Raw genomic sequence first — 25669 nt, forward strand, 5'->3', positions numbered from 1 at the left:
AATGTTGCTATAGATAAAAACATATTATAACAACTGTACCCCTTTTATCATATATTGAATTATATAATGATGAAAGGGGTTTTTTACATGATTTTAGTTACTGGTGCAGCGGGCTTTATAGGTAGTAATTTATGCGAATTACTATTAAATAAAGGATATAAGGTAATAGGCATCGACAATTTTTATAATAATTATGAAAGATGGATTAAAGAATATCATTTAAAATATTGCCTAGGAAATCCAAATTTTATTTTTTTAGAGTATAATATTTTAGAACCAAATATAATTAAGCTAATCGAAGGGTTAAAAATTGACTGTATTATTCATCTTGCTGATATACCAGGTGTAACTGCATGTAGTGAAGTTAATTTTGATGAATATATAAAATATAATATTACTGCAACACAAAGAATGTTAGATGCAATTAAAAATAAAGGAGTTAAAAAATTGATTTATGCTTCTTCTTCAACAGTATACGGAGATAATGATAGCTTGCCAATGTCAGAATTGCAAAACCCAAAACCTATTTCCTTGTATGGTGTTACTAAGTTAGCTGGTGAGACTTTATGTCATTATTATGGTAAGGTATATGATATTGATGTATCTATATTAAGATTTTTTACAGTTTATGGACCTAGACAAAGACCCGATATGGCATTTCATAATTTTATAAAAAAAATTATAAAAGAAGAAGAAATTTGTATATATGGAGATGGTGAACAGAGGCGTGACTTTATTTATGTAGAGGATATTTGTGAAATAATATTAAATTTATTAGATTTAGATCTAAAAAATGAGGTAATAAATGTTGGTGGTGGTATTACTTTAAGCGTAAATGAATCTATTAAAATTATTGAAAAGCTACTTAATAAAAAGGCTATAGTTAAATATATTGAGCCTATAATAGAAGAGCAAATTATTACTTATGCTTCAGTTGAAAAACTACAAGATATTATTACGCTAGATAAAAGAACGGATATATATGAGGGTTTGAAAAAGGAAATAAGTTATATTAGAAGTTTATATAACTTAAAAAAATAAAGATTATGTTATATACTATTATTAAATGGCTTTATTTAGATAAAGTTTATTAAAATACCGATAGAAGACGATTTTGGGGGGAATATATATGAAAATAATTGACTTTAGAAGTGACACAATTACAAAACCTACAGAAGAAATGAGAAAAGCAATGTATTTAGCCGAAGTTGGAGATGATGTATATGAAGAAGACCCAACTGTTAAGAAATTAGAGGAATTGGGAGCTAACTTAGTAGGGAAAGAAGATGCATTATTTGTGCCATCAGGAACAATGGGAAATCAGTTAGCTTTATTAGCACATACGGAAAGAGGACAAGAAATTATACTTGAAGAAGAGTCTCATATTTTTATGTTTGAAGTTGGAGCGTTAGCTTTTATTTCAGGGTTGCAATCAAAAACTATTAAAGGGTACAAAGGTATTATGTGTACTTCAGATATAGAAAGAGCTATTAGAGTTAATAATATACATTTTCCGCAGACTGGCTTGATTTGCTTAGAAAATACTCATAATATGGCAGGAGGAGTTATAACACCAATAGAATTGATGAAAGAGGTTTATGAAATCGGACTTAATTATAAAATACCAATTCATTTAGATGGTGCAAGAGTTTTTAATGCAGCTGTCGGTTTGGGTGTTAATGTTAAAGAAATAACTAAATACAGTAATAGTGTTATGTTTTGTTTATCTAAGGGGTTATGTGCTCCTGTAGGCTCTCTATTAGCAGGCGATAAGAAGTTTATTGAAAAAGCGAGAAAGTATAGAAAAATGCTAGGTGGAGGTATGAGGCAGGTAGGTATTATAGCTGCAGCAGGTATTATAGCATTAGAGAAGATGATAGATAGACTTGAGGAAGATCATTACAACAATAGATTATTAGCTGAAAAACTTGCTAATATAAAAGGGATTGGAATTGACATAGATACAGTACAGACTAATATACTTATGGTTAATATCGAAAATAAAAATTACAAGGCGGATATTGTAATCAATTTATTAAGAGAAAATGGTATTTTTGTTACGAAAATTTCAGATTATAGAATACGTTTTGTGACTCATATGTATATTTCAAAAGAAGATGTTCTTTATACAGCTAAAATAATGAAAGATATTTTTGAATAAGAGGTGATAAATTGGATTTATTCACTTTAAATGCAGAGAACTCGTTGAAAAAGCAAAGTCCTCTTGCAGAGAGAATGAGGCCAAAAACTTTAGAAGAATTTGTTGGACAAGAACATATTGTTGGAAAAGGAAGATTATTGTATAGAGCTATTCAGGCTGACAAGTTAACTTCTTTAATTTTATACGGACCACCAGGTACTGGTAAAACAACACTTGCAAAAATCATAGCAAATACAACTAAATTATATTTTGAGCAGCTTAATGCAGTAACTTCAGGTATTAAGGAAATAAGAGAAATAATTGAAATTTCAAAAGAAAGATTAGGTTTCTATAATAAAAGGACAATTTTATTTATTGATGAGATACATAGATTTAATAAATCACAACAAGATGCATTATTACCGTATGTTGAAAATGGGACAATCATTTTAATAGGTGCTACTACAGAAAATCCATATTTTGAAGTTAATAAAGCTTTAATATCTAGATCAATGGTATTTAAACTAGAACCTTTAACTAAGGAACAAATAAAAACTATTTTATTAAGGGCATTAAAAGATAAAGAAAGAGGATTAGGAAATTTTAATGTTGAAATAAAAAAGGATGCATTAAATCATATAGTAAATGTAGCTAATGGTGATTCAAGAATTGCACTTAATGCACTGGAATTAGCAGTTTTAACTACTCCTCCAGAAAAAGATGGAATAATACATATTACATTAGATATAGTTGAAGATTGTATTCAAAAAAAAGCTGTTAAGTATGATAAAAATGGTGATGAACATTATGATACAATATCAGCTTTTATTAAAAGTATGAGAGGGTCAGATCCAGATGCAGCACTTTACTGGCTAGCTAAGATGTTATATGCTGGGGAAGATCCAAAATTTATTGCGAGAAGAATTATAATTTGTGCTTCAGAGGATGTAGGAAATGCTGATCCAAATGCGTTAAGTGTAGCTGTAGCTGCTTTTAAGGCATTAGATTTCATAGGAATGCCAGAAGGTAGGATACCTTTAGCACAAGCTGTAACTTATATAGCTACAGCTCCAAAAAGCAATGCAAGCTATGTTGGAATTAAAAAAGCTATAGAAGATGTAGAAATGATAGAAGGACAAGTTCCATATCATCTAAGAGACTCTACATCTAAAAATCTAGAAAACGAAAAGATTAATAAAAATAATCAATACAAATATCCTCATGATTATAAAAACTCATATGTAAAACAACAGTATTTACCAAGCAATTTAACAGGTAAAAAATATTATAATCCTACTAAAAATGGATATGAAAAAGTAATTAAAGAAAGATTAGAACTTCTTCAAAGGAATAAATAATTTAAACGAGTATTATTATGGGGTGTGTGCAGAATATGGAATATACAGCAATTACAAATAAAAGAAAGTTGACTGTACTTTTAATAGTTTTGCTTGTATTTTTTATAATTATACCTATTTTTTTAAATATTTTTATTGTTTATAAACATACGTTAAATGTAATTAAGAAAGAAAAATTAAAATCCATGGAACAGCTAATTATAAAGACATTTGAATCTTTACAATTGACTATAGATGATATTGAAAATAGTGTAGCTGAATTTGCTAATTCTATGGGATTAAGGAAATCATTGCAGGAATATTATAAGTTAAAACCAAAATATCAGCATAGTATTGACATGTTTATTGAGAGAAAACTTAATGAAATTTTAGATAATAATCCCTATATTAGTAGAATTATCTGTATTACAGAGAACGGTAGAATATATACAAATGGCATCAGTAGATTAGATATAAGCAATTTTAAATCAAGTCAAGTTTATTCTGAAATAAATTTAAATATAGATGATATATTATGGGGTTATGATTTTACAGGTGAAAAACTTAATTCTAATCTGCAAAATATTTTTTATGTTGTACATAAAATAAAAGATATAGATAACGAATTAGTATTAGGATATTTGATAGCATATATTGATTTAGATAAATTTAAAAATAAGTATAGGAACATAAAGATAGCAGAGTCAGGTGAAGTTTATATAATAAATAGTGATTTAAAGCCTATTATCAGTAAATCTAATTATGAAATACCTAAAGAAAATTTGAAAAATATAAAAACAACTGAAACATTAATAATGAATACTATAAAGATAAAAAATGAAGATTTTGTAATTAGTTTGATGCCAATAAAAGAGTTTAGAGGATATTTAGTTGGAATTGTACCCTTAGAAGAATTATATTATTCGACTAAAAAAGCATTAAGAAGAAATAATATATTTTTGAGTGTTATAGGAATTGTAGTATCTGTATGGATACTTATTGTTATTTATATTATATCTAAATTAGTTTCAGAAAAAGAAATGACAAAATATCGACTTTATTTAACAGAAGAAATGAATGAAAAATTGAGAATGTATAAACATGATTTTACGAATCACTTACAAATTATTCAGGGGCTATTAGAATTAAAAAAACCTGATAGAGCTTATAAATATTTAAATAATGTAGCAAAGGAAGGTAAACTTATTAAACAAAATTATACAATTGGGATTCCAGAGTTAGAGGCAGCTATATTTACAACAATTTCAAAAGCAAGAGAATATAATATAGATGTAAAAGTCGAATCTGAAGAACTTCCAGAAGAGTTACCTGTAAATTTATATGATTTAATAAAAATTCTAGTTAATTTAATAAAGAATGCTGTATATGCTCTTAAGAATTCGCAAGGCAATTATAAAGAACTTGTTATTAGGATATCTAGCGAGCTAGATGAATTGGTTTTTGAAGTAAGTAATAATACTCCTATAATTCCTGTAGAAATCAGAGATAAAATATTTGAAAAAGGTTTTTCAAGTGACAATAAAGAAGAGAAAGGATTAGGATTGTATATAGTTAAGCAATTAGTTAAGAAAAATAGTGGGCGTATAGAATTGAAGGTAGATGAGAAAGGTAATCACTTTTTTGTTTATTTCCCTATGCTAACAAAAAGTTAGGTGGTGTTAAATTGAAAACTATTAGCCATGGTTGTACATTAGATTGCTGGGATTGTTGTAAATTTAACGTGATAGTAAATGATAATAGGGTAATTATGATTGAAGGAGATAAAAAACATCCTTACACAAAAGGTATAATATGTAAAAAAGGGAGAAAACATTTAGAGAGATTATATCACAAAGAAAGAGTTTATAACCCTCTATTTAAGAAAGGTAATAAATGGATAGAAATAGATTATGATGAAGCGCTAGAAATAGTAAGTGAAAGACTTAGATTTTATATTGAAAAATACGGCTCTAATTGTATATTACATTATTTTGAATCAGGTTCTGGAGGGGTATTAAAATCAATTGAAAATGTTTTTTTCAACTTCCTTGGAGGTATAACATTAACATCTGGAAGTACTTGTTGGGGTGCTGGAATACAAGCTCAAATTTTTGATTTTGGTGATGTTAAAGGACATTCATTAGAAGATATGTTCAATGCAAAAAACATAGTATTATGGGGTAGAAATCCAGCTAATACTTCAATACATTTATTTCATACTCTTAAGGAAGCAAAGAAAAAAGGTATTAAGATTATTGTTATAGATCCTATTTATACAGATACAGCTAAGATATCAGATATGTTTATTAGAGTAAATCCATCAACTGATGGGGCATTAGCAATAGCAATAACCAAAATAGCTATAGAAAAAGGATATATAGATTTAGATTTTATAAAAAAACATGTAAAAGGATTTGATGAATATAAGAAATACATAGAAAAATTAAGTTTAGATTATTTAATAAAAGAGTGTGGTGTAAAAAAAGAAATAATTGAGAATTTAGCATACATATATGGTATTGAAAAACCAGTAACAACCTATCCTGGGTATGGATTGCAGAAATACCATAATGGAGGTAATACAATTAGAGCAATAGACGCATTAGCGGCTATAACTGGCAATATTGGGAAGAAAGGTAATGGCGTCAATTATGCGAATAGAGTATATCCTGATGTATTAAATTTAGATCCATTTGATAGTATAAAATTTGGTAAGAACACTAGATATGTTGATATTTCGGAATTATATGACTTTATATTAAATGAAAATAATCCACCAATTAAAGTTTTATTTGTGAGTAAAGCTAATCCACTTGCTCAATTACCTAATTTAAATAAAGCTAAATTAGCGTTTAATAATATAGAATTTAAAATATGTATAGATATGTTTATGACTGATACAGCTAAAAATTGCGATCTTTTTTTACCATGTACAAATACTTTAGAGAGTGAAGATATTGTATTTTCTTCAATGAATAATCCATATATTATCTATAATGAAAAAGCAGTTGAACCAAAAAATAAATTGATGGATGAATATTATTTTTTTAAAGAACTTGCTAGAAAAATGGGTATTGAAAAATATCCAAATGTATCTAAACTTGAATATATACAAAAAATCGTGGAACCTTTGTTGAGGAAGAATATAACTTTAGAGGATATAAAGAAAGGTTATGTAACAATTCAGAATGAAGATGTTGCTTGGCATGATTTAATATTTAAAACACCGTCAGGGAAAATTGAAATTTATTCAGAAAAAGCGGCTGAATATGGACTAAGTCCATTTCCTATTTATCAGAATAGAAATAGTAAAATAAATAAAATTAGACTAATAACAAGTCATGCTAAAGATTCAATTTTTAGTCAACATTTTATTGATGTAAAAGGTATTTCAGAAGCTTTTATTAACTATAATACGGCAAGAAAGTACAATATAAAAGATAGAGAAAAGGTTATTTTAAAATCAAAAAATGGAAGAATAAATGTAGAAGTAGTAATAAATGAAAATATACCTGATAATGTTGTACATATGTATACAGGTTGGTGGGAAAAGCATGGGAATCCAAACTTTTTAACAGATAATATAGATTCAGATATGGGAGGACAGATTGCATATTATGATACTTTTGTTGAAATAGTAAAAAAATGATTTATAAATACTTTTCGATTAAGAACAAAATCTTCGATTTAAATAAATTTAGGAAGATTTTGTTGAAATCCATAAACGGAAATTATATTAAAAATTATCTACAATTTAATTTGGTATATAATTTCCTATGGATTATAAAAAAGCTGAGGGATTTTAAATTCCCCAGCTTTTTTATTAGTTATTCAATTTTCTCAATATAAGATTTGTAATCTTCAATTTTTCCAATTTTAATACATAGCTTCATAAAATACTCGTCTGTGATTTTCCACGTATGAGAGCTGGTTTTACCATGTCTTATATAAACATAATTATATTTATCATGAGAGTAAATTTTGAAACCTTTTTTAATACAATCCTTACAAAAATTAACATCTTCTCCTAAAGTAATGTTCCTAAATTTTACTTTCTTAAAAACATCCTTTTTTATTATCATAGTTGGGCCTTCGATTCTTGTTAGATAGCGATTTTCTTTTTTAGGGTTTCTAACAGCTAATGTTTTACTAGCTTCAAAATAGACAAAAGTTGTGGATTTTCCAACTATGTCTGCATTGGTATTTAATAAAGCTTTAATTGAGCTAGTTAGGTAATAAGGAGAATAATAGTCATCATCATCAAATTTTGCTATAATTTCATGTTTACTTTTATTAACTGCAAAGTTTAAACATTCTCCTAGACTTATATTTTCATCAATTTGATAGATACTTATGTTTTGAAAACTAGAAGCTTTTAGTTTCCATTTATTAATATCCATTATATTTTTATTTAAAATTATAATTAATTCTTTTATTTTGTAAAATTGTCTATTAAAGTTTTCAAAAATATTATTCATATAGTTTGGCCTATTAGTGCATGTTATAACAGATATACCAATATTAGTTGATTTGTTGGAAGCAGATGAGTTTTTATTATAACTCATAAAATACACCTCATTTAGTTTAATTTACTATAGGCTTATCTGTAGCATTATTCTACAGAAAGTAGTAACATAATCCATAACTTTAAATATACTAGTACTATAAATATAAAGGGGGGATAATTACGAAGAAAAAATACTTTAAAGATGATAAATACTATATAGCAGTCTTTGATACAAAGAATAATGCAATTCAATTGTATTATATTCTAGAAAAGAAAGGTGTTAATAAGTTTCAGTTGATTTCGACTCCTTGTCAACTCAGTTTTGGTTGTAGTTATTCAATTAAATTCAATGATATAGAAGATTTTCAAATACTTAAGAGAGAAGCAAGTAAGTATAATAAACATGTACGTAGAGTATATAGAGTAGAAAGAATTAATGGTAAAAAGCAAATTAAACAGATCAACGACATTATTTAAAGAATTCTTTTAATTTAGTAATCAAATTTTTCTTAGGTGTATTTTCAATTATGTTTTTTAAATTATTTATTTGAGATTCTAAATTTTCAATATATAGTAGATTTTTTTCATATTTTTCTTTTATCGATTTTATGATTTGTGATATGTCTTGATTTTCTTTTTTATATTCGTCTACTAAATCGTTCAAACTATCTAATTTACTTAAAATTGAATTTAAGTCATATTTATCTGACTTTATCTTATTTTCTAAATCCTTTGTATTATTTAGTAATAGTTTCTCTATTTCTCTTTTTATCAAATTAATATTATATGTTTTAGAAAAAATATTTTTTATCTGACGATTTGTATTGTCAACAAATTCTTTTATATTGTTATCTTCAAAAATAAGAGGTTCATTTTTAGCATTAACTATATTTGTGTTGTTGGACTTATTTGTAATTTTATTTTTCTGATTTATTGTTGCTGTATCTAAGTTTAACTTAGAAATTTTCATATTATTGTCTGTAGAATTTTTTGTGTCTGATATGTTTGTGTTGAGATATTTACAATATAATTCTATGGTATCAGTAATCTTTGCATATATATGGTTAATTTTTATTTTATTTTTTTCCTTAGGATTATTAGATATATATCTGAAATATTTCCAGTTTTGATTTTCAAGATTGCTTAGAGTGATGTCATCTGTCCATGAAAATCCAAAATCTTTAGAAATTAAACCTCTAATTGAGTTATTTTGCTTATATAATATACGTAAAACTCCAAAATCTTCATAGATTACAGGGTGTGTGTAAGTGCTATGAGATAAAGGTAATTCAATGGATTTCCATTTACCTTTTTGGTTAGTAATTACTGGACGTTGTTTATAAATGAAGCGCAGATCGCTATTATCGAGTTTAGACCAAACTAAATGTATTACATTTCTGTTATCGACGAATATATAAGGGTGTAGGTTATCAACTGATGTATCAGATACTCTTATAGGATATTTTGACCAATTTTTTAAAAATGAACTGTAATGTGTGTAATATATTTGCTGGGTTCTATTTTCTATATTTTTATATATTAAATGAATATTACCAAGTTTATCAAAATCTAAGTAATAAGGACTCATATATTTTCCAGGTGTAATACTAATTACATTTTTCTTTTCCCAAGTTTGTTTATTTCCGACAATATGTTGAATAGTCCAAACTGTAGAATTAATAATATTACTAAATGCATAGAAAATATGTATTTCATCTTTTATTACTTTTAAATAAAAATAATCATATCTATTGGACTTTATATCAAGTGTTGTAAGATGTTTTTCTGATAATGTATCTTTAAAGTAAACGTAGTATATAATTTCTCCTGTTTTTGTAATGCAAAGTATGTGTATTTTATCATTAATATCGATGTCTACAGAATAATCTATGATGTCTAAGCTTATAAGTTCTTTAGATTTTAAAATTTTTCTATTTTCATCATATACATTACTAAAAATGATATTGTTTTTATAAAAAATATTGTAGTAAATACCAGTTGAAGTTCTAATTATAAAACTTTCTTTAGAATGTAAACTCATAACATTCACCCCACAAAAAATTTATAAAAATATGCACCAAAGTTGCTATATTTCATAATATGAAAGTAAAGATGAATTTATTAAATTAATTATTTAGAGGGGTGAAAATATATGACAAATGGATTTGATCCAAGTCCTGGTGATCCAATAATGGAAAATGATTTGAGTTATATTACAGAAACAGTGTGTATAATAGCAGATAAAGTATATGCTCATTGTCAACAAAGAGAATGTTTTCCTGAAGTAGAAGTAGATTTAGAAGGTGGAACATTTAAGAGTATCAGATTTAAACCAGGATTTATTGTAGATGGGACTTTAGTTGTTACTGATTTACCAAACAGACCTAATTTTAAAAGAGTAAGATTTACTTTAAGAATACCATATGAAATAACAAGAACTGACGGAACTGTAATAGAAGGATTCTTACCTGATATACTTAAAGATATAGTAATGTTTATTCCACCTGCAAGAGATGAATTTGAATTTAGAATTGTAGTTGAAACTAGGTCACAAGTATTAGATACACCAACTGAAATTGACGGATTATTGAAGTTCGCTGTTGGTACTTTCTTGATTGTCAAAGTAGTTGGTAGAGTACAGTTGTTAATACCAGCATTTGGTTTCTGTCCTGAACCACCAGAATGTGAAGAATTTAGTCCAGAAGAAGATATTTGTAGACAATTTGATTATGAACCATTCCCTGATTTCTTCCCACCACAATTTGAAGATTTATTCCCAGGAACAGAGTAATGTAGTTAAAAAAGAGGTGCAAGTAGCACCTTCTTTTTTTCTGTAGTTAAAATTAACAATAAACTAAAAAAAACATAAAGTGTTAATGAAAGGAGGAAGAGGATGAAAGGTATAATATTATCTGCTGGTAAAGCTACAAGATTATATCCATTAACTAAAAATATTCCAAAAACAACATTGAAAGTTTTAAACAAGTCAATTTTAGAACGAATCATAGATTCATTTATTAAGGCAAATATTAAGGAAATAGGAATAGTAATAAATGGAAAAGAGGAAAAATATGTTGATATTTTAAAGAGTTTTCATCATGAAAATGTTAATATTCGGTTTTTCTATCAAAGAGAACCTTTAGGGATAGCACATAGTGTACTACAAGTTGAGGATTTTATCGATAAAGATTTTGTTTTAATATTAGGTGACAATATTTATGATATAGATTTAAAAGAAAATATAAGAATATTTTATAAAGAAAAAAGTAACAGTCATTTAATAGTGAAAAAAGTAAAACAACCTGAAAGATTTGGTATAATTAAAGTATTAGACGATAAAATCATAGATATTAAAGAAAAACCTAAAATAGCGACAAGTAATATGGCAATAACAGGCCTTTATATATTTGATAAAAGTATCTTTAAAGCGTGTAGAAGTATAAAACCATCGAAAAGAGGAGAATATGAGATAACTGATGCTATAAAGTATCTTATAGATAATAATTATAAGGTAACGTTTAGTGAAACAGAAAAATGGTGGATGGATATAGGTACACCTGATGATATTTTTGAAGCTAATAAATATTTTTTAAATAAAATAAATATATCTATTGAAGGTTACGTGGATGATAATTGTAAAATATATGGGAAAGTTAAAATCGGAAAAAATACAAAATTAATAAATTCTTATATTAAAGGACCTGTTTTTATTGGAAAAGACTCTTTTATAAGTAATTGTATAATAGAACCATATACTATAATTGGTGATAATGTAAATATAGAAAATATTAAAGTAGAAGAATCTTCTATTTACGATACTATTTTATTAAAAGATAGTAAAATTCATATTGTTAAAAGTATAGTTGTTGATAATACAGTGTATTATAAAACTAAAAATAATATATTTAACTATTATTACATTGAATAGTTATGTTTGTTTAAGGGATAAAAGTCCCTTATTATTTTTGTTAAGTTTTTTTAACAAAATCTTCGATTTAAATAAAAATTAAGGAAGATTTTGTTGAAATCCATTACGAAAATTATATTTTAAATTATTTATTATTTAAAAATGTATATAATTTTCTATGGTTTATAAAAATATTTGAATGTTGACAGATTTAGTAGGTTATAATATACTTAATGTAGAATTCCAAGTGATTCACTAGGGATTATAAAGAGGTGATAGTATGAAGTTATCTACAAAAGGAAGGTATGGTTTAAAAGCAATGTTTGAATTAGCAAAAAGATATGGAGAAGGTCCGATACCCCTGAAAAGCATTGCTGATAGCCAGGATATATCAGAGAATTATTTGGAACAGCTTATTTCTGTTTTGAAAAAGGAAGGCATTGTAAATAGTGTACGTGGAGCACAAGGAGGATATTTATTAGCATGCCCTCCTAAAGATATAACAGTTGGTAGAATTTTAAGAGCTTTAGAAGGTGATTTAGCTCCTACTGATTGTGTTATTAAAGATGAAGCTTTTAAATGTGATAGAGAGGATTTTTGTGTAACAAAAACTATTTGGATTAAGATAAGAGACAGTATAAATGATGTAATTGATTCAGTAACTTTACAAGATATGGTTGATGAGCATTATAAAATGAATAAAAATAAAGGTTATATGTATTATATATAGCAAAATCTTCGAATTAAACAAAAATTGAGGAAGATTTTGCTGAAATCCATAAACGGAAATTATATCTATAATTATACACTATTTAAAAAGATATATAATTTCCTATGGATTATAAAAAGCCTTTTATTGTGTTAAAATAAAATGAAATTTAACTGTTATATAGGAGGTTTTCTTATGAGGAAATATGTATATATGGATTATGCTGCTACAACTCCTGTTAAAAAGGAAGTTTTAGAAGAGATGATACCATATTTTACAGATAAATATGGTAATCCATCAAGTATATATAGAATAGGCAGAGAATCTAGAGCAGCAATTGATGAAGCTAGAGAAAAGGTTGCTAAAATAATAGGCGCTAAATCTAAAGAAATTTATTTTACAAGTGGAGGTTCAGAATCTGATAACTGGGCTATTAAAGGAGTTGCATTTGCAAATAGAGATAAAGGTAATCATATTATAACTAGTAAGATTGAACATCACGCAGTATTACATGCTTGTGAATATTTAGAAAAACATGGTTTTGAAGTTACTTATTTAGATGTAGACGAATATGGTATAGTTGATTTAGAGCAGCTTAGAAATGCTATAACTGATAAAACTATTTTAATTACCATTATGTTTGCTAATAATGAGATAGGAACTATACAGCCTATTGAAGAAATAGGTAAAATAGCAAGAGAAAAAGGAGTTTATTTCCACACTGATGCAGTTCAGGCTATAGGTAATATTGAGATTGATGTTAATGAACTTAACGTAGATTTACTTTCTATGTCAGCACATAAATTCTATGGTCCTAAGGGTGTTGGTGTATTGTATATCAGAGAAGGTGTTAAAATCCATCCTTTTGTACATGGTGGTGCTCAAGAAAAAAATAGAAGAGCTGGAACTGAAAATGTTGCAGGAATAGTAGGATTAGCAAAAGCATTAGAATTAGCTTATGAAAACTTAGAAGAGCATAATAAAAAGCTAATTTATTTAAGAAACAAACTTATTAAAGAGGTTACTAGTAAAATTGACTATGTAAGATTGAATGGACATCCAGAAAAAAGGTTACCAGGAAATGTGAATTTTTCAATAGAATTTATTGAAGGTGAAGCTTTACTATTGAGTTTAGACATGATGGGAATAGCTGCATCTAGTGGATCTGCTTGTACTTCTGGTTCACTAGATCCATCGCATGTATTACTTGCAATAGGGTTGCCTCATGAAATAGCACATGGTTCACTAAGATTTACATTAGGAGATTTCAATACAGAAGAAGATGTGGACTATGTAGTTGAGAATTTAGTTAAGATTGTAGAAAGATTAAGAGAAATGTCACCATTGTATGAGAGTGTAAGGGAGGGTAAATAATGTATTCAGAAAAGGTAATGGATCATTTTATGAATCCTAGAAATGTAGGTGAAATTGAAGATGCAGACGGAGTTGGCCAAGTAGGGAATCCTAAATGTGGAGATATAATGAAAATATATTTAAAAATAGAAGATGGTATTATAGTAGATGTTAAATTCAAAACATTTGGATGTGGTTCTGCAATTGCCTCTTCAAGTATGGCTACTGAATTAATCAAAGGAAAGAGTATTGAGGAAGCAGTTAAATTGACTAATAAAGCTGTAGCTGAGGCTTTAGATGGACTTCCTCCTGTTAAAATGCATTGTTCAGTTTTAGCTGAACAAGCAATTAAAGCAGCTCTTTTAGATTATGCTAAGAAAAATAATATTGTAATAGAGGGTTTAGAGGATTTTAATCCTGATGAAGACCCACATGGACATGAATAAAATCTTCATTTTTAACAATTTATAAGGAAGACTTTATTGAAATCCATTACGGAAATTATATTTAAAATTATCTATTATATTAATAATGTATATAATTTCCTATGGATTATAAAAAAAAAGCTACTGACAAACAGTAGCTTTTTTCAAAGTCAAGTAATTAGTATACTTTAAAAAATTGAGGCAAAACATATTATTAAACAAAATAGAAGATAGATAGAGGTGGATTATGGAAAAAAAGAAAGTTGTAATAGGAATGAGTGGTGGTGTTGATAGTTCTGTTGCAGCATATTTACTTAAAGAAATGGGCTATGAAGTAATAGGAGTTACAATGCAGATTTGGCAAGAAAAAGACTCATATGTTACAGAAAAAGAAGGAGGATGTTGTTCACTTTCAGCAGTTGAAGATGCAAGAAGAGTTGCTAATTATTTAGGCATACCTTACTATGTTATGAACTTTAAAGACGTTTTTAAAGAAAAAGTTATAAATTATTTTATAGATGAATATGGCAAAGGGAGAACTCCAAATCCTTGTATAGCTTGTAACAGATTTGTTAAATTTGAAGAATTATTAAGAAGAGCTAAATCACTTGGAGCAGATTATGTTGCAACTGGTCATTATGCTAAAATTGTATATGATGAAGAAATAGGCAGATATTTATTAAAGCGATCTGAAGCAGTAGGCAAAGATCAAACTTACGTACTATATAATTTAACGCAGGAGCAATTAAAACATATACTAATGCCTTTGGGTAATATTGGAAATAAAGAAAAGGTTAGAAAAATAGCAAGAGAATTAGGTTTAATTGTGGCTGAAAAGCCAGAAAGTCAAGAAATTTGCTTCATTGAGGATAATGATTATGGTAAGTTTATAAGAGAAAATGCTAAATATAAAATTAAACCTGGATATTTTGTAGATACTGATGGAAATGTTTTAGGAAAACATAAAGGAATAACACATTATACAATTGGACAAAGAAAAGGTTTAGGTTTAGCACTTGGAAAACCGGTCTATGTTGTACACATTGATCCTGAAAAAAATATAGTAGTTGTTGGTGATGCTGAAAAAGTATTTGGTACTGAACTTATTGCAGATGATTTGAATTTTATACCATTTGAAAAACTAACAAAACCATTAAAAGTTAAGGCTAAAATTCGATATACTGCAAAAGAAACAGATGCTACTATATATCCTATTGAAGAAGATAAAGTTAAAGTTGTGTTTGATGCTCCTGTTAGAGCTATAACGCCAGGGCAATCTGTTGTATTTTACGATGAAGATATTGTTATTGGCGGTGGAACAATTTTAAAGAAAATATTATAAATGAATTGTGGAATAATAATTATATAAGAAATAAATTTATGAAGTGAGGTCTTTTTTGTGAAAAAAGCCAGCGAATTTATTGGGTTACCTGTAATGAGCAAAGTTTCTGGAAAGAAAATAGCTGTAATAAAAGATCTAGTTTTTTCAAGAAATAAGTTTAGAATTCTGGCTTTGGTGACATATGAAGGTAGTGTTTTTAAAGAAGCGAAAATAATAAGATATAAAAATGTAATAAGTGTTGGAAAAGATGCTATTATAGTTAATAAAGAAAATGTTATTGAATCCGCAGCAAATATACCTGAGATTTTTCAATTAATAAAAGAAAAGAAAAAAATAATAGGTGAGGATGTAATAACAGAAACTGGAGAAAACATAGGGATAATAAAAGATATATTAATAGACGAAGACAATGGAAAAGTATTAGGGTTTATTTTATCTGATGGTTTGATTCAAGATATTATGGATGGTAGGAATGTACTACCTTATATATATGGTATTACATTTGGTAAAGATGCCTTGATGATTTCAAATGAGATTAAAACAGAGTTTGATAAAAATAAGGAATATTTCAAAAAACTGCTAGAATTAGAACAGTAAAAGAGTAATAAACTAACTATAAATAGTTAAAGGAGTGTGTAAAATGAAAGGTAGATTTGTGAAAGGAGTTATCACTGGTAGTATAATTGGTGCTACAGCAGGAATGTATGCTGCAAGCAGAATGACTCCTAGACAAAGAAAAAGACTAATGAAAACAGGCAAAAAAATGCTTTTTACTATGATGGATAATATGGGGTGGTTTTAAATAAGGCAGCTTTGCTGCCTTTATATATATGAGGAGGTTATTATGCAAAATTTAGCTAATTTTATCATTTATTTAAAAGAAATTTTTATTGTATGTTTATTAGGACTTATAATTTACTTTTTAGTTAATATCGGGAATAAATATGTAGAATCAACTAAACGGATCTCAATCTCAAAAAGAAAAATTATTAAACTTATAACTACTTTATTAATAATTACTCTTATTTACATAATTTATAAAATCGCCAAAGATGTAACTGGATTGTTTATGCCATTTATTTTAGCAATAGGGTTTTCATATCTTTTGAATCCTTTAGTCAATAGCCTGGAGAAAAGAAGGATACCACGAACTTTAGGAGTACTTCTAGTATATTTAATTTTAATAGGATTTATACTTGTTATTTCTTTTTCTATATTTCCTAAACTTACAAGTGAATTTAAGAAATTAATTGATATTTTGCCTAACTTTTTTAATAATGCTTATAGATTTTTTAATGAACTTTATATAAAATATTCAAGGAATATCGAAAATTTACCACCTGAATTACAAAGTATAAACGAGGTAGTTAAGTCAAATCTTGATAGAATACAAATTACTATAATAAATTCTTTGAAAAGCTTTACAAATTCTATTATGCAGGTTTTTTCAAAGGCATTTAGTTTAATTTTAATTCCAATTTTAACTTTTTATTTTTTAAAAGATAAAGATTACTTTAAGAAAAAAATAATTTTACTTATTCCAAAGGTGTATAGGCATGATGTTTTATGTGTATTTAGAGAGATTGATGTGATATTAGGAAAGTTTATTAGAGGGCAACTCATTGTTGCGGCTTTTGTTGGAGTAGCTACAACAATTGGACTATTAATTTTAGGAATTGATTTTGCATTGATAATAGGAATAATAGCTGGTATAGCTAATATTATACCTTATTTTGGGCCTATAATAGGGATAATACCTGCACTTATATTTGCACTAATGGAAAGCCCTCTAAAAGCTTTATGGGTCATTGTTTTGTTTGTTATAATTCAACAAGTTGAAAGTGGAATAATTTCTCCTAAGATTGTAGGTGAAAGTGTTGGACTACATCCTGTGATAGTAATCTTTTCATTATTACTTGGAGGTAGTTATTTTGGAATATGGGGACTTTTATTAGCTGTTCCTGTTGCAGCAGTATTTAAGATAGTAATAAACTTTATAATTAATAAACTTATTAGATTATAGATGATATTGACAAGAATAAATATTTTATTTATAATCCTTATTAAAGAAAATATTGTTAACAGCGATGATAGGGAGTAGTAAGTATTACGAGTCTTATAGAGAGAATACCCATGGCTGGAAGGTATTTAGACGAGTGTACTGAAGCAGCCCTTAAGTTGAGACTTTGAAACTATAGTAGAGGTCTACGGTTATGCCGTTATCATACATGAGTGACTTTATAGTAAGTAGGGTGGTACCGCGGGTTCTTCTCTCGTCCCTAATTTAAGGGGCGAGTTTTTTTATAATCCATAAACGGAAATTATATTATTAATTAGTAATATAATTTCCGTTTATGGATTTCAACAAAATCATTCTTATAATTTATTTAAATCAAAATTTTGTTCTAATACATAAGGAGATTATAGTAAATAATATAAAATTTAAAGAAAGGGTGAATTAAATGAAAAAATTAGGTTTGCATGAAATACGTAGTGAGTTTTTAGATTTTTTTAAAGAAAAAGAACATCTTGTAGTACCAAGTTATTCATTAATTCCTAAAAATGATAAAAGTTTACTGCTTATAAACGCTGGAATGGCACCTTTAAAACCATATTTTGTGGGTAAGGAAGAACCACCAAGAAAAAGAATGTCAACTTGTCAAAAATGTGTTAGAACTGGTGATATAGAAAATGTTGGTAAAACAGATAGACATGCAACTTTCTTTGAAATGTTAGGAAACTTCTCATTTGGAGATTATTTCAAAGAAGAAGCAATTAAATGGGCATGGGAATTTATAACTGAGAGACTACAAATACCTAAAGACAAATTGTGGGTATCAGTTTACTATAAAGATGATGAAGCTTTTGAAATATGGAATAAAATAATAGGTATTGACAGTAATAGAATAGTTAGATTAGGTAAAGAAGATAATTTTTGGGAATTAGAGGTTGGACCTTGTGGTCCTTGTTCTGAAATCTATATAGATAGAGGAGAAAAGTATGGTTGTGGTAAAGATGATTGTAAACCTGGATGCGATTGTGATAGATATGTAGAAGTTTGGAATTTAGTGTTTTCACAATTTGATAAAGACGAGAATGGTAATTACAACGATTTACCAAACCCTAACATAGATACTGGTATGGGTCTTGAAAGAATAACAGCAGTAATTCAAGAAGCAAATAATATTTTTGAAATTGAACCAATCAAAAGTATATTAAATAAAGTAGAAGAAATAAGTGGAGTGGTTTACGGAAAGGATTATAAGAATGATACATCAATAAGGGTAATTACTGACCATATAAGAGCTATTACTTTCTTGGTAGGAGATGGTGTATTACCAAGTAATGAAGGAAGAGGCTATGTTTTAAGAAGATTAATTAGAAGAGCTGCTCGTCATGGAAAATTATTAGGAATAAATGAAAAGTTCTTGAGTAGATTATCTAGTGTGGTCATCGAAAATTGGAAAGTGGTTTATCCGGAATTAAAAGAAAGACAGGTTCAGATTAAGAATGTAATTGATATAGAAGAAGATAAGTTTAATGAAACGATTGATCAAGGTATTAATATTTTAAGAGAATATATTGAAAAGATTAAAAATAGAGGAGAAACTAAATTAGATGGAGAAAGTGCATTTAAATTATATGACACATATGGTTTTCCATTAGATTTAACTAAGGAAATATTGGCAGAAGAAGGTTTAACAGTAGATGAAATAGGATTTAACAGAGAAATGGATAAACAACGAGAAAGAGCGAGAAAGGCAAGAGCTGAGAAGGATAGTCAAGCTTGGGATATAGATATAGAAGGATTTGATATTAATAAAGATAAAACTGTTTTTAAAGGATACAGTAATCTTAGATTAGAAACAGAAATTTTAAGCATTATTAAAGATAATAAGGTAGTCAAAAAACTTGAAAAAGGGCAAGAAGGTATTTTAGTTTTAAAAGAAACACCTTTTTATCCTGAAAGTGGAGGACAGGTTGGAGATAAAGGTAAATTATTAAGTAATAATTTTAAATGTGAGGTTTTTGACACCAAGAAAGGTAGCAAAGGTGTTATTCTTCATAAAGTTATTGTAAAAGATGGCGAAGTTTTTGAGGGAGATAAAGTAGAAGCTATTGTAAATGAGAAAGAGAGATTAGATGCTGCAAGAAATCATTCAGCTACACATCTTTTACACAGAGCACTAAAAGATATTATAGGTGAACATGTAAATCAAGCTGGGTCCTTAGTACAATCTGATAGATTAAGATTTGACTTTACACATTTTGAAGGTTTAAATAAAAATACACTTGAAGAAATAGAAAAATTAGTTAATGAGAAGATATTGCAGTCATTAAATGTAGAAACTTTTGAGGTTTCTTTAGATGAAGCTATAAAAATGGGAGCAGTAGCTTTATTTGATGAAAAATATGGTGAAAAAGTTAGAGTTGTGAAAATGGGTGATTATTCTCTGGAATTATGTGGTGGTACTCATATTAATAATACAAGCCAAATTGGTATGTTTAAAATTGTAAGTGAAAGTGGAGTAGCATCTGGTATAAGAAGAATAGAAGCAATAACAGGTATAAAAGTTTTTGAATATCTAAATAATATGGAAAAGAAAATGAATTCATTAACAGAGGTGCTTAAAACAAATAAAAAAGAAATTATAGATAAAGCAAAAGCTTTAATTGAAGAAAACAAATTATTGGAAAAAGAAATTAATAATCTTAAATCAAAAATAGCAAGTTCAAAAGTAAATGACATCATTAATGAAAAAATTGAAGTTAATGGACAGAATTTGATAGTTAAAAGAATAGACGATATGGGTATAAATGAATTAAGACAATTAGGTGATAGAATTAAAGATAAAATGAACTCCGTTTTAGTTGTTTTAGGTTCAGTTAAAAATGGTAAAATTTCATTTGTTGCTATGGCTACAAAGGATTTAGTTTCAAAAGGAATACATGCAGGAAATATAATTAGAGAAGTGGCAAAAGAAACTGGTGGAGGCGGAGGTGGTAGACCAGATATGGCTCAAGCAGGCGGAAAGGATATATCTAAAATAGATATTGCTTTATCAAAGGTGGTAGATATAGTAAAAGAACAATTATAACATTTTTTAGGTATGTACTCCTGACCCTTTATGGGTCAGGTTTTCACCCTAGTAATTATAAATTTAAAGGAATATGTATATAATTGTAGAATATATGATATAAATAAAAGGGAGGTGCTGTTGTGAAAGAAATAATAAATCATACTGTAAAGTTTAACGTAGAAAAGGAGAATATTACTGAAGCTAGAAAAATAATTGTAAGTGTATACAATGCCCTAAAAGAGAAGGGATATAATCCAATAAATCAAATGGTAGGTTATATTCTTTCTGGTGATCCAACTTATATTACAAGTCATAAAAATGCAAGAACTTTAATTAGAAAGCTAGAAAGAGATGAACTGTTAGAAGAATTATTAAGAAACTATTTAGAAAACTAAAATGGAGCGATTGCTTTGTTAGAAACACTAAGGAAGAACTTTTTTATAATTTTGATTATAGTTATTATATTAATAATATGTGAAAAAAGTTTTTCTATTTATGAGCCTAATGAAAGAAAAAAAGTGATTATGGTAATTTTAAATAGACTGACATTTGAAGATTTGAAATATATGGACAACCTGAATGCTTTAATTAAAGATGGAAGTATAGGTATAATGAATACAAAAGGTTTGTATGGATATAAAGGGGCAGAATCTTATGCAACTATTAATGCCTCTGGAAGAGTTAGTGCAACATATTCATATTCAAAAAGTTATAATTTGAATAATAATATATCAAAAATTTATAAGAGAAGATTAGGAATTATACCTAAGGAATATCAAATTATTAATACTGAAATTATAAAACTTACTGAATTAAATAATAAGAATAAATTTAATGCTAAAATTGGAGCGTTAGGTTACGCTTTACATAAAAAAGGCTTAAAAACAGCAGTATTTGGAAATTCAGATACTGCTGATACTATTATTAGGACAAATTGTTTAATTGCTATTGATTTTAGAGGGCTTATAGATTATGGGAATGTAGATAATATTTTAATAAAAGATGATTTATATCCATATGGAATACGTACTGACTATAGAAAAATATTGACAGAATTAAAAGATTTGAATAATAAAGCTTCACTAATAATTATTGAAACAGGAGACTTAGATAGGTTATATTTTTATAGAGATAATTTAACAGATATAATGTATTCTTTACATAGAGAAAAAATATTGAAAAAAGCTGATGAGTTTATAGGGGATTTAGTAAATAGTATTGATAGAAATTCAACAAGACTTATAATAATAAGTCCCAATATGGGAGATGATAAGATAAAAAATGCTAGTGAGCTAACACCTCTAATATTTTGGGGGGATGGAATACCTAAAGGGGTTTTGTTTTCAAAAACTACAAAAAGAAAAGGTATTGTATCTAATATAGATATTGCTCCTTCGATTACAAAATATTTAGGTGTTAATTACAAAGATTTTACTGGGACTGATATTGAATTTAAAGAACATAGTGATAATTTAGCATTTGTTAAACAGCTAAGTTATAAAATTAGATTTGTTTCAAATATTAGAAAACAGTCTTTGAAATTCTATGTAATTAGTGAAATAATTTTTATTATAATTGTAATTTTTATTTTGCTATTTAAAGGGCTGCTAACAAAAAAACTATTACGAATTATTCAATTAATACTTATGTTAATAATTATTATGCCTCTTGTCTTTTTAATTGTATCAAGTTACAATATAATGGATACTTGGAAATATATAAAATACATAAGCATAATATCTTTTTCTATATTAATATTAGTTTTAGCTTTTAATTCTAAACATAGGCTGCAGTTAGTTGGGGTTTTAACTTATATAACAATTCTAGTAGACCTTTTTACAAATTGTGAATTAGCTAAGATGTCTATTATTGGGTATGATCCAATAATAGGTGCTAGATATTACGGAATAGGTAATGAGTTGGTGGGTATTCTAATTTTCTCACTATTTACTGCGATTGCTTCTATATTTAAAAATAAACCAAACAAATTATTTATATCTGTACTACTTATCTTTAATATATATTTGTTAATAAGCTCAAATTATGGAGCAAATTTAGGAGGAAGTTTAACCTTAGTACTTATATTAGTTTATATAATACTTAATGATTTTTTAAAAGCTAAAAAGAATTATTTTAATATAGTAAAAGTATTATTGATGGTATTATCTATTATTTCTATTATTATAGTTACTGATGCTATAATAAGTAATAATACAACACATATAGGTAGTTTTCTTAACAGGTTATTATGTAGAGATATTAACTATGTTTATAATATAATACTTAGAAAGTTACTGATGAATGTCAAATTGTTCAAAGTTTCTATTTGGGGTGAATCACTTCGAATAAATATTATGTTATTTATGATTTTACTAATAACAAAAAAAAATATTATGAAGAAGATTTTAATTAAAAATAAAAATATAGCTTTTGGCTTTAAATGTTCTATACTTAGTGCAATTTTTGGATTACTTTTAAATGATTCTGGAGTTGTTATAGCAGCTTTAATACTTTTATTAAATGTAACTGCATTAACGTACCTAACAATATTACAAATATATCAGAATTTGAGGACGTGACATAATGGAATATAGAAATCTTGGAAAAACTAATATTAAGGTATCAAGAATATGTTTTGGTTCTTTAACAATTGGACCACTTCAAGCTAATTTACCTATTGAAGAAGGTGCTAATATAATAAAATATGCCTATGAATGTGGGATTAATTTTCTAGATACAGCTGAATTATATAATAATTATGAATATATTAAAGAGGCTCTAAAAACTATACCAAGAGAAAAGTATATTATAGCAACAAAATCTTATTCCTATTCAAGAGAAACAGCAGAAAGAAGTCTTTTAAACGCACTAGAGAAATTAGAAACTGATTATATTGATATTTTTCTATTACATGAGCAAGAGAGTGAATATACAATTCGAGGTCATTATGAAGCAGTTGAATATTTTTTAAAAGCTAAAGAAAAGGGACTGATAAGAGCTTTTGGTATTTCAACACATAGAATAAGAGGGGTATTAGATTCATTGAAATTCGAAGAAATTGAAGTCATACACCCTATAATTAATAAGTTTGGTTTAGGAATACAAGATGGGAATTCAGAAGAAATGATTGATGCTATAAAGAAAGCATATGATAAAGGTGTTGGTATATATGGAATGAAACCTTTAGGTGGTGGACATTTGATAAATCGAGTAGAAGAAGCTTTTGAATACGTTAAAGATATACCATATCTTCATTCAATAGCTGTAGGTATGCAATCGATTGATGAAGTTGATGCAAATGTTAACTTATTAGAAGAAGGAAATATACCAAAGTTTTTAAAGGAGAGACTGAGTAAAAAGACTAGGAAACTTATAGTTCAGGATTGGTGTATAGGGTGTAAAAAATGCGTTGAAACATGTAGACATGGTGGAATTAAAATTTTAGATGGTAAAGCTAGTGCAGTTGCGAGTAAATGTATATTTTGTGGGTATTGTGCAGCAGTATGTCCAGAGTTTTGTATAAAAGTAATATGAATGGAGGTATATATGAAAAGGATACTAGGGCTTGATGTTGGTGATAAAACTATTGGAGTAGCAGTTAGTGACCTTTTGTGTTTAACTGCGCAAGGCATAAAAACAATTAGAAGGAAAAGTATTAAGAGTGATTTAAATGAATTAGAAGAAATTATTAATCATTACGGAGTTAGTGAGATAGTAATTGGCTTACCTAAAAATATGAATAATTCATTGGGCTCGCAAAGTGAAAAAGTTATTAAATTTGCAGAAAAAATAAAAGAAAGATTTAGAGTTAATATAATATTTGAAGATGAAAGGTTAACAACTGTAATTGCTGAAAAGACACTAATTAATGCTGATGTAAGCAGAAAAAAAAGAAAAAATGTTATAGATAAATTAGCTGCTGTTTTTATTCTTCAATCTTATTTAGATAAAATAAAATAGGAAGGTGATAATATGACAGATAAACACGAGACAATAATACTTATTGATGATGATGGCAATGAAATAGAATTTGAGGTAATAGCTACATTTGATATTGAAGATAGAGAATATGCTGTTTTGCTTCCTGTTAATGAAGAAGAGGAAGAAGCTTATATATTAAAAATTGAATATGACGAAGATGGCAATATGATTTTAGTAAATATAGAAGATAAAGCAGAGTTTGATGATGCTGCAGCTGTATATGAGGCTATTATAGATGAGATAATTTAAATTTATATTAAAATTATATTAAACTAGTGACATTTTTAATTAACATATTTGTTGACTTTTCCATAATATAGTTATAGACTAATATATAGAATAGGAAAAGCAGGTGAAGTGATGGAAAATTTGATAGAAAGTTTAAGAGAACAATTGAAGGAAAAAGGTTATAAATTAACAACCCAAAGAAGAATTATACTTGATGTAATTTTAGAAAACCAGGGAAAACATTTAAGTCCAGAGGAAATATATGAAAAAGTTAGAGGAAAATTTCCTGAGATAGGTTTAGCTACTGTTTACAGAACTTTACAATTGTTTGAGGAGTTAAATATAATTTATAAATTGAATTTTAATGATGGTTGTAGTAGATATGAACTAAATACTAATAGTGGTGATCACCAACATCATCATTTAATCTGTTTAAGCTGTGGTAAAGTTATAGAAGTTCAACTAGATCTTTTAGAAACATTAGAGGAAGAGATTGAAAAGAGTGGAGAGTTTAAAATCGTAGACCATAACTTGAAGTTTTTTGGGTACTGTAAAGATTGTAAAAAATAAATCCCATAAAGGGATTTATTTTTTCATTAAGATTGAAGAGTAATTAAAGTAAATATATTTTTTTTGGTTAAAATATCTATTGAACGTAA

At 27.2% G+C, this 25669-nt stretch carries 24 protein-coding genes and 1 other annotated feature; of the genes, 22 read left to right on the plus strand and 2 right to left on the minus strand.

Annotation, left to right across the window (positions count from 1 at the left end):
• Window positions 1-87: 87 nt before the first annotated feature.
• From BFN48_RS03245 to BFN48_RS03265, 5 genes are all read left to right on the plus strand, one after another.
• Window positions 88-1041, plus strand: coding sequence for an NAD-dependent epimerase/dehydratase family protein (locus BFN48_RS03245; RefSeq protein ID WP_069649425.1), 954 nt, complete (start codon window positions 88-90; stop codon window positions 1039-1041).
• 88 nt (window positions 1042-1129) lie between these two features.
• Window positions 1130-2161 carry a low-specificity L-threonine aldolase gene (ltaE, locus tag BFN48_RS03250; protein WP_069649426.1) on the plus strand — a complete coding sequence of 344 codons (1032 nt, stop codon included), beginning with the start codon at window positions 1130-1132 and terminating at the stop codon, window positions 2159-2161.
• An 11-nt stretch (window positions 2162-2172) separates the two neighbouring features.
• The gene (locus BFN48_RS03255) at window positions 2173-3498 is read left to right on the plus strand and encodes an AAA family ATPase (RefSeq protein WP_069649427.1); all 1326 of its coding nucleotides are present in this window, start codon (window positions 2173-2175) and stop codon (window positions 3496-3498) included.
• A 35-nt stretch (window positions 3499-3533) separates the two neighbouring features.
• Window positions 3534-5150, plus strand: a complete 1617-nt coding sequence (locus BFN48_RS03260; protein WP_069649428.1) for a Spo0B domain-containing protein — start codon at window positions 3534-3536, stop codon at window positions 5148-5150.
• 11 nt (window positions 5151-5161) lie between these two features.
• Window positions 5162-7126, plus strand: coding sequence for a molybdopterin-dependent oxidoreductase (locus BFN48_RS03265; protein WP_069649429.1), 1965 nt, complete (start codon window positions 5162-5164; stop codon window positions 7124-7126).
• A 178-nt stretch (window positions 7127-7304) separates the two neighbouring features.
• On the opposite strand, the gene BFN48_RS03270 is transcribed toward BFN48_RS03265, so the two are convergent.
• Entirely contained in the window at window positions 7305-8042 is a 738-nt protein-coding gene (locus BFN48_RS03270) for a glycosyltransferase (protein ID WP_069649430.1), read from the minus strand.
• Between the two features lie 158 nt (window positions 8043-8200).
• Here BFN48_RS03270 and BFN48_RS12070 point away from each other — a divergent pair, with 158 nt between their 5' ends.
• Window positions 8201-8461, plus strand: coding sequence for a putative Se/S carrier protein (locus tag BFN48_RS12070; protein ID WP_278287302.1), 261 nt, complete (start codon window positions 8201-8203; stop codon window positions 8459-8461).
• Here BFN48_RS12070 and BFN48_RS03280 read toward each other — a convergent pair.
• The gene (locus BFN48_RS03280; protein WP_069649432.1) at window positions 8454-10025 is read right to left on the minus strand and encodes a coiled-coil domain-containing protein; all 1572 of its coding nucleotides are present in this window, start codon (window positions 10023-10025) and stop codon (window positions 8454-8456) included. The genes BFN48_RS12070 and BFN48_RS03280 overlap by 8 nt on opposite strands.
• 111 nt (window positions 10026-10136) lie before the next feature.
• Here BFN48_RS03280 and BFN48_RS03285 point away from each other — a divergent pair, with 111 nt between their 5' ends.
• The 16 genes from BFN48_RS03285 to BFN48_RS03355 all read left to right on the plus strand — a co-directional run bounded on the left by BFN48_RS03285 (window position 10137) and on the right by BFN48_RS03355 (window position 25580).
• Entirely contained in the window at window positions 10137-10775 is a 639-nt protein-coding gene (locus BFN48_RS03285; RefSeq protein WP_069649433.1) for a hypothetical protein, read from the plus strand.
• Between the two features lie 102 nt (window positions 10776-10877).
• Window positions 10878-11912, plus strand: a complete 1035-nt coding sequence (locus BFN48_RS03290; RefSeq protein WP_069649434.1) for a glucose-1-phosphate thymidylyltransferase — start codon at window positions 10878-10880, stop codon at window positions 11910-11912.
• A gap of 259 nt (window positions 11913-12171) precedes the next feature.
• The gene (locus tag BFN48_RS03295; protein ID WP_069649435.1) at window positions 12172-12621 is read left to right on the plus strand and encodes an RrF2 family transcriptional regulator; all 450 of its coding nucleotides are present in this window, start codon (window positions 12172-12174) and stop codon (window positions 12619-12621) included.
• A gap of 174 nt (window positions 12622-12795) precedes the next feature.
• The gene (nifS, locus tag BFN48_RS03300) at window positions 12796-13974 is read left to right on the plus strand and encodes a cysteine desulfurase NifS (protein WP_069649436.1); all 1179 of its coding nucleotides are present in this window, start codon (window positions 12796-12798) and stop codon (window positions 13972-13974) included.
• Complete coding sequence (gene nifU / locus BFN48_RS03305) at window positions 13974-14399, plus strand: Fe-S cluster assembly scaffold protein NifU (protein ID WP_069649437.1); 426 nt, start codon at window positions 13974-13976, stop codon at window positions 14397-14399. The genes nifS and nifU overlap by 1 nt, the downstream gene beginning before the upstream one ends.
• A 226-nt stretch (window positions 14400-14625) precedes the next feature.
• A complete protein-coding gene (mnmA, locus tag BFN48_RS03310) occupies window positions 14626-15720 on the plus strand; it encodes a tRNA 2-thiouridine(34) synthase MnmA (RefSeq protein ID WP_069649438.1) in 1095 nt (364 codons plus the stop codon).
• 57 nt (window positions 15721-15777) lie between these two features.
• Window positions 15778-16317, plus strand: coding sequence for a PRC-barrel domain-containing protein (locus tag BFN48_RS03315; RefSeq protein ID WP_069649439.1), 540 nt, complete (start codon window positions 15778-15780; stop codon window positions 16315-16317).
• A gap of 43 nt (window positions 16318-16360) precedes the next feature.
• Window positions 16361-16522 carry a YtxH domain-containing protein gene (locus BFN48_RS12210; protein ID WP_141706104.1) on the plus strand — a complete coding sequence of 54 codons (162 nt, stop codon included), beginning with the start codon at window positions 16361-16363 and terminating at the stop codon, window positions 16520-16522.
• Window positions 16523-16564: 42 nt separating this feature from the next.
• Entirely contained in the window at window positions 16565-17743 is a 1179-nt protein-coding gene (locus tag BFN48_RS03320; RefSeq protein ID WP_083238761.1) for an AI-2E family transporter, read from the plus strand.
• 55 nt (window positions 17744-17798) lie between these two features.
• Window positions 17799-18004, plus strand: a binding site (T-box leader).
• Between the two features lie 178 nt (window positions 18005-18182).
• Window positions 18183-20819, plus strand: coding sequence for an alanine--tRNA ligase (alaS, locus tag BFN48_RS03325; protein ID WP_069649440.1), 2637 nt, complete (start codon window positions 18183-18185; stop codon window positions 20817-20819).
• Window positions 20820-20941: 122 nt separating this feature from the next.
• Window positions 20942-21196 (plus strand): IreB family regulatory phosphoprotein, encoded by a 255-nt coding sequence (locus BFN48_RS03330; RefSeq protein ID WP_479722809.1) that lies wholly within the window; start codon window positions 20942-20944, stop codon window positions 21194-21196.
• 15 nt (window positions 21197-21211) lie between these two features.
• Window positions 21212-23380, plus strand: coding sequence for an alkaline phosphatase family protein (locus BFN48_RS03335; protein ID WP_069649441.1), 2169 nt, complete (start codon window positions 21212-21214; stop codon window positions 23378-23380).
• Window positions 23381-23384: 4 nt separating this feature from the next.
• Window positions 23385-24335, plus strand: a complete 951-nt coding sequence (locus tag BFN48_RS03340; RefSeq protein ID WP_069649442.1) for an aldo/keto reductase — start codon at window positions 23385-23387, stop codon at window positions 24333-24335.
• Between the two features lie 12 nt (window positions 24336-24347).
• Complete coding sequence (ruvX, locus tag BFN48_RS03345; protein WP_069649443.1) at window positions 24348-24761, plus strand: Holliday junction resolvase RuvX; 414 nt, start codon at window positions 24348-24350, stop codon at window positions 24759-24761.
• Window positions 24762-24773: 12 nt separating this feature from the next.
• Window positions 24774-25031 carry a DUF1292 domain-containing protein gene (locus BFN48_RS03350; protein WP_069649444.1) on the plus strand — a complete coding sequence of 86 codons (258 nt, stop codon included), beginning with the start codon at window positions 24774-24776 and terminating at the stop codon, window positions 25029-25031.
• 111 nt (window positions 25032-25142) lie between these two features.
• Window positions 25143-25580: a Fur family transcriptional regulator gene (locus tag BFN48_RS03355; RefSeq protein ID WP_069649445.1), complete on the plus strand. Its 438-nt coding sequence runs from the start codon at window positions 25143-25145 to the stop codon at window positions 25578-25580.
• Window positions 25581-25669: the final 89 nt, after the last annotated feature.

This window comes from Caloranaerobacter ferrireducens (genome assembly GCF_001730685.1).
GTDB classification, from domain to species: Bacteria; Bacillota; Clostridia; order Tissierellales; family Thermohalobacteraceae; genus Caloranaerobacter; species Caloranaerobacter ferrireducens.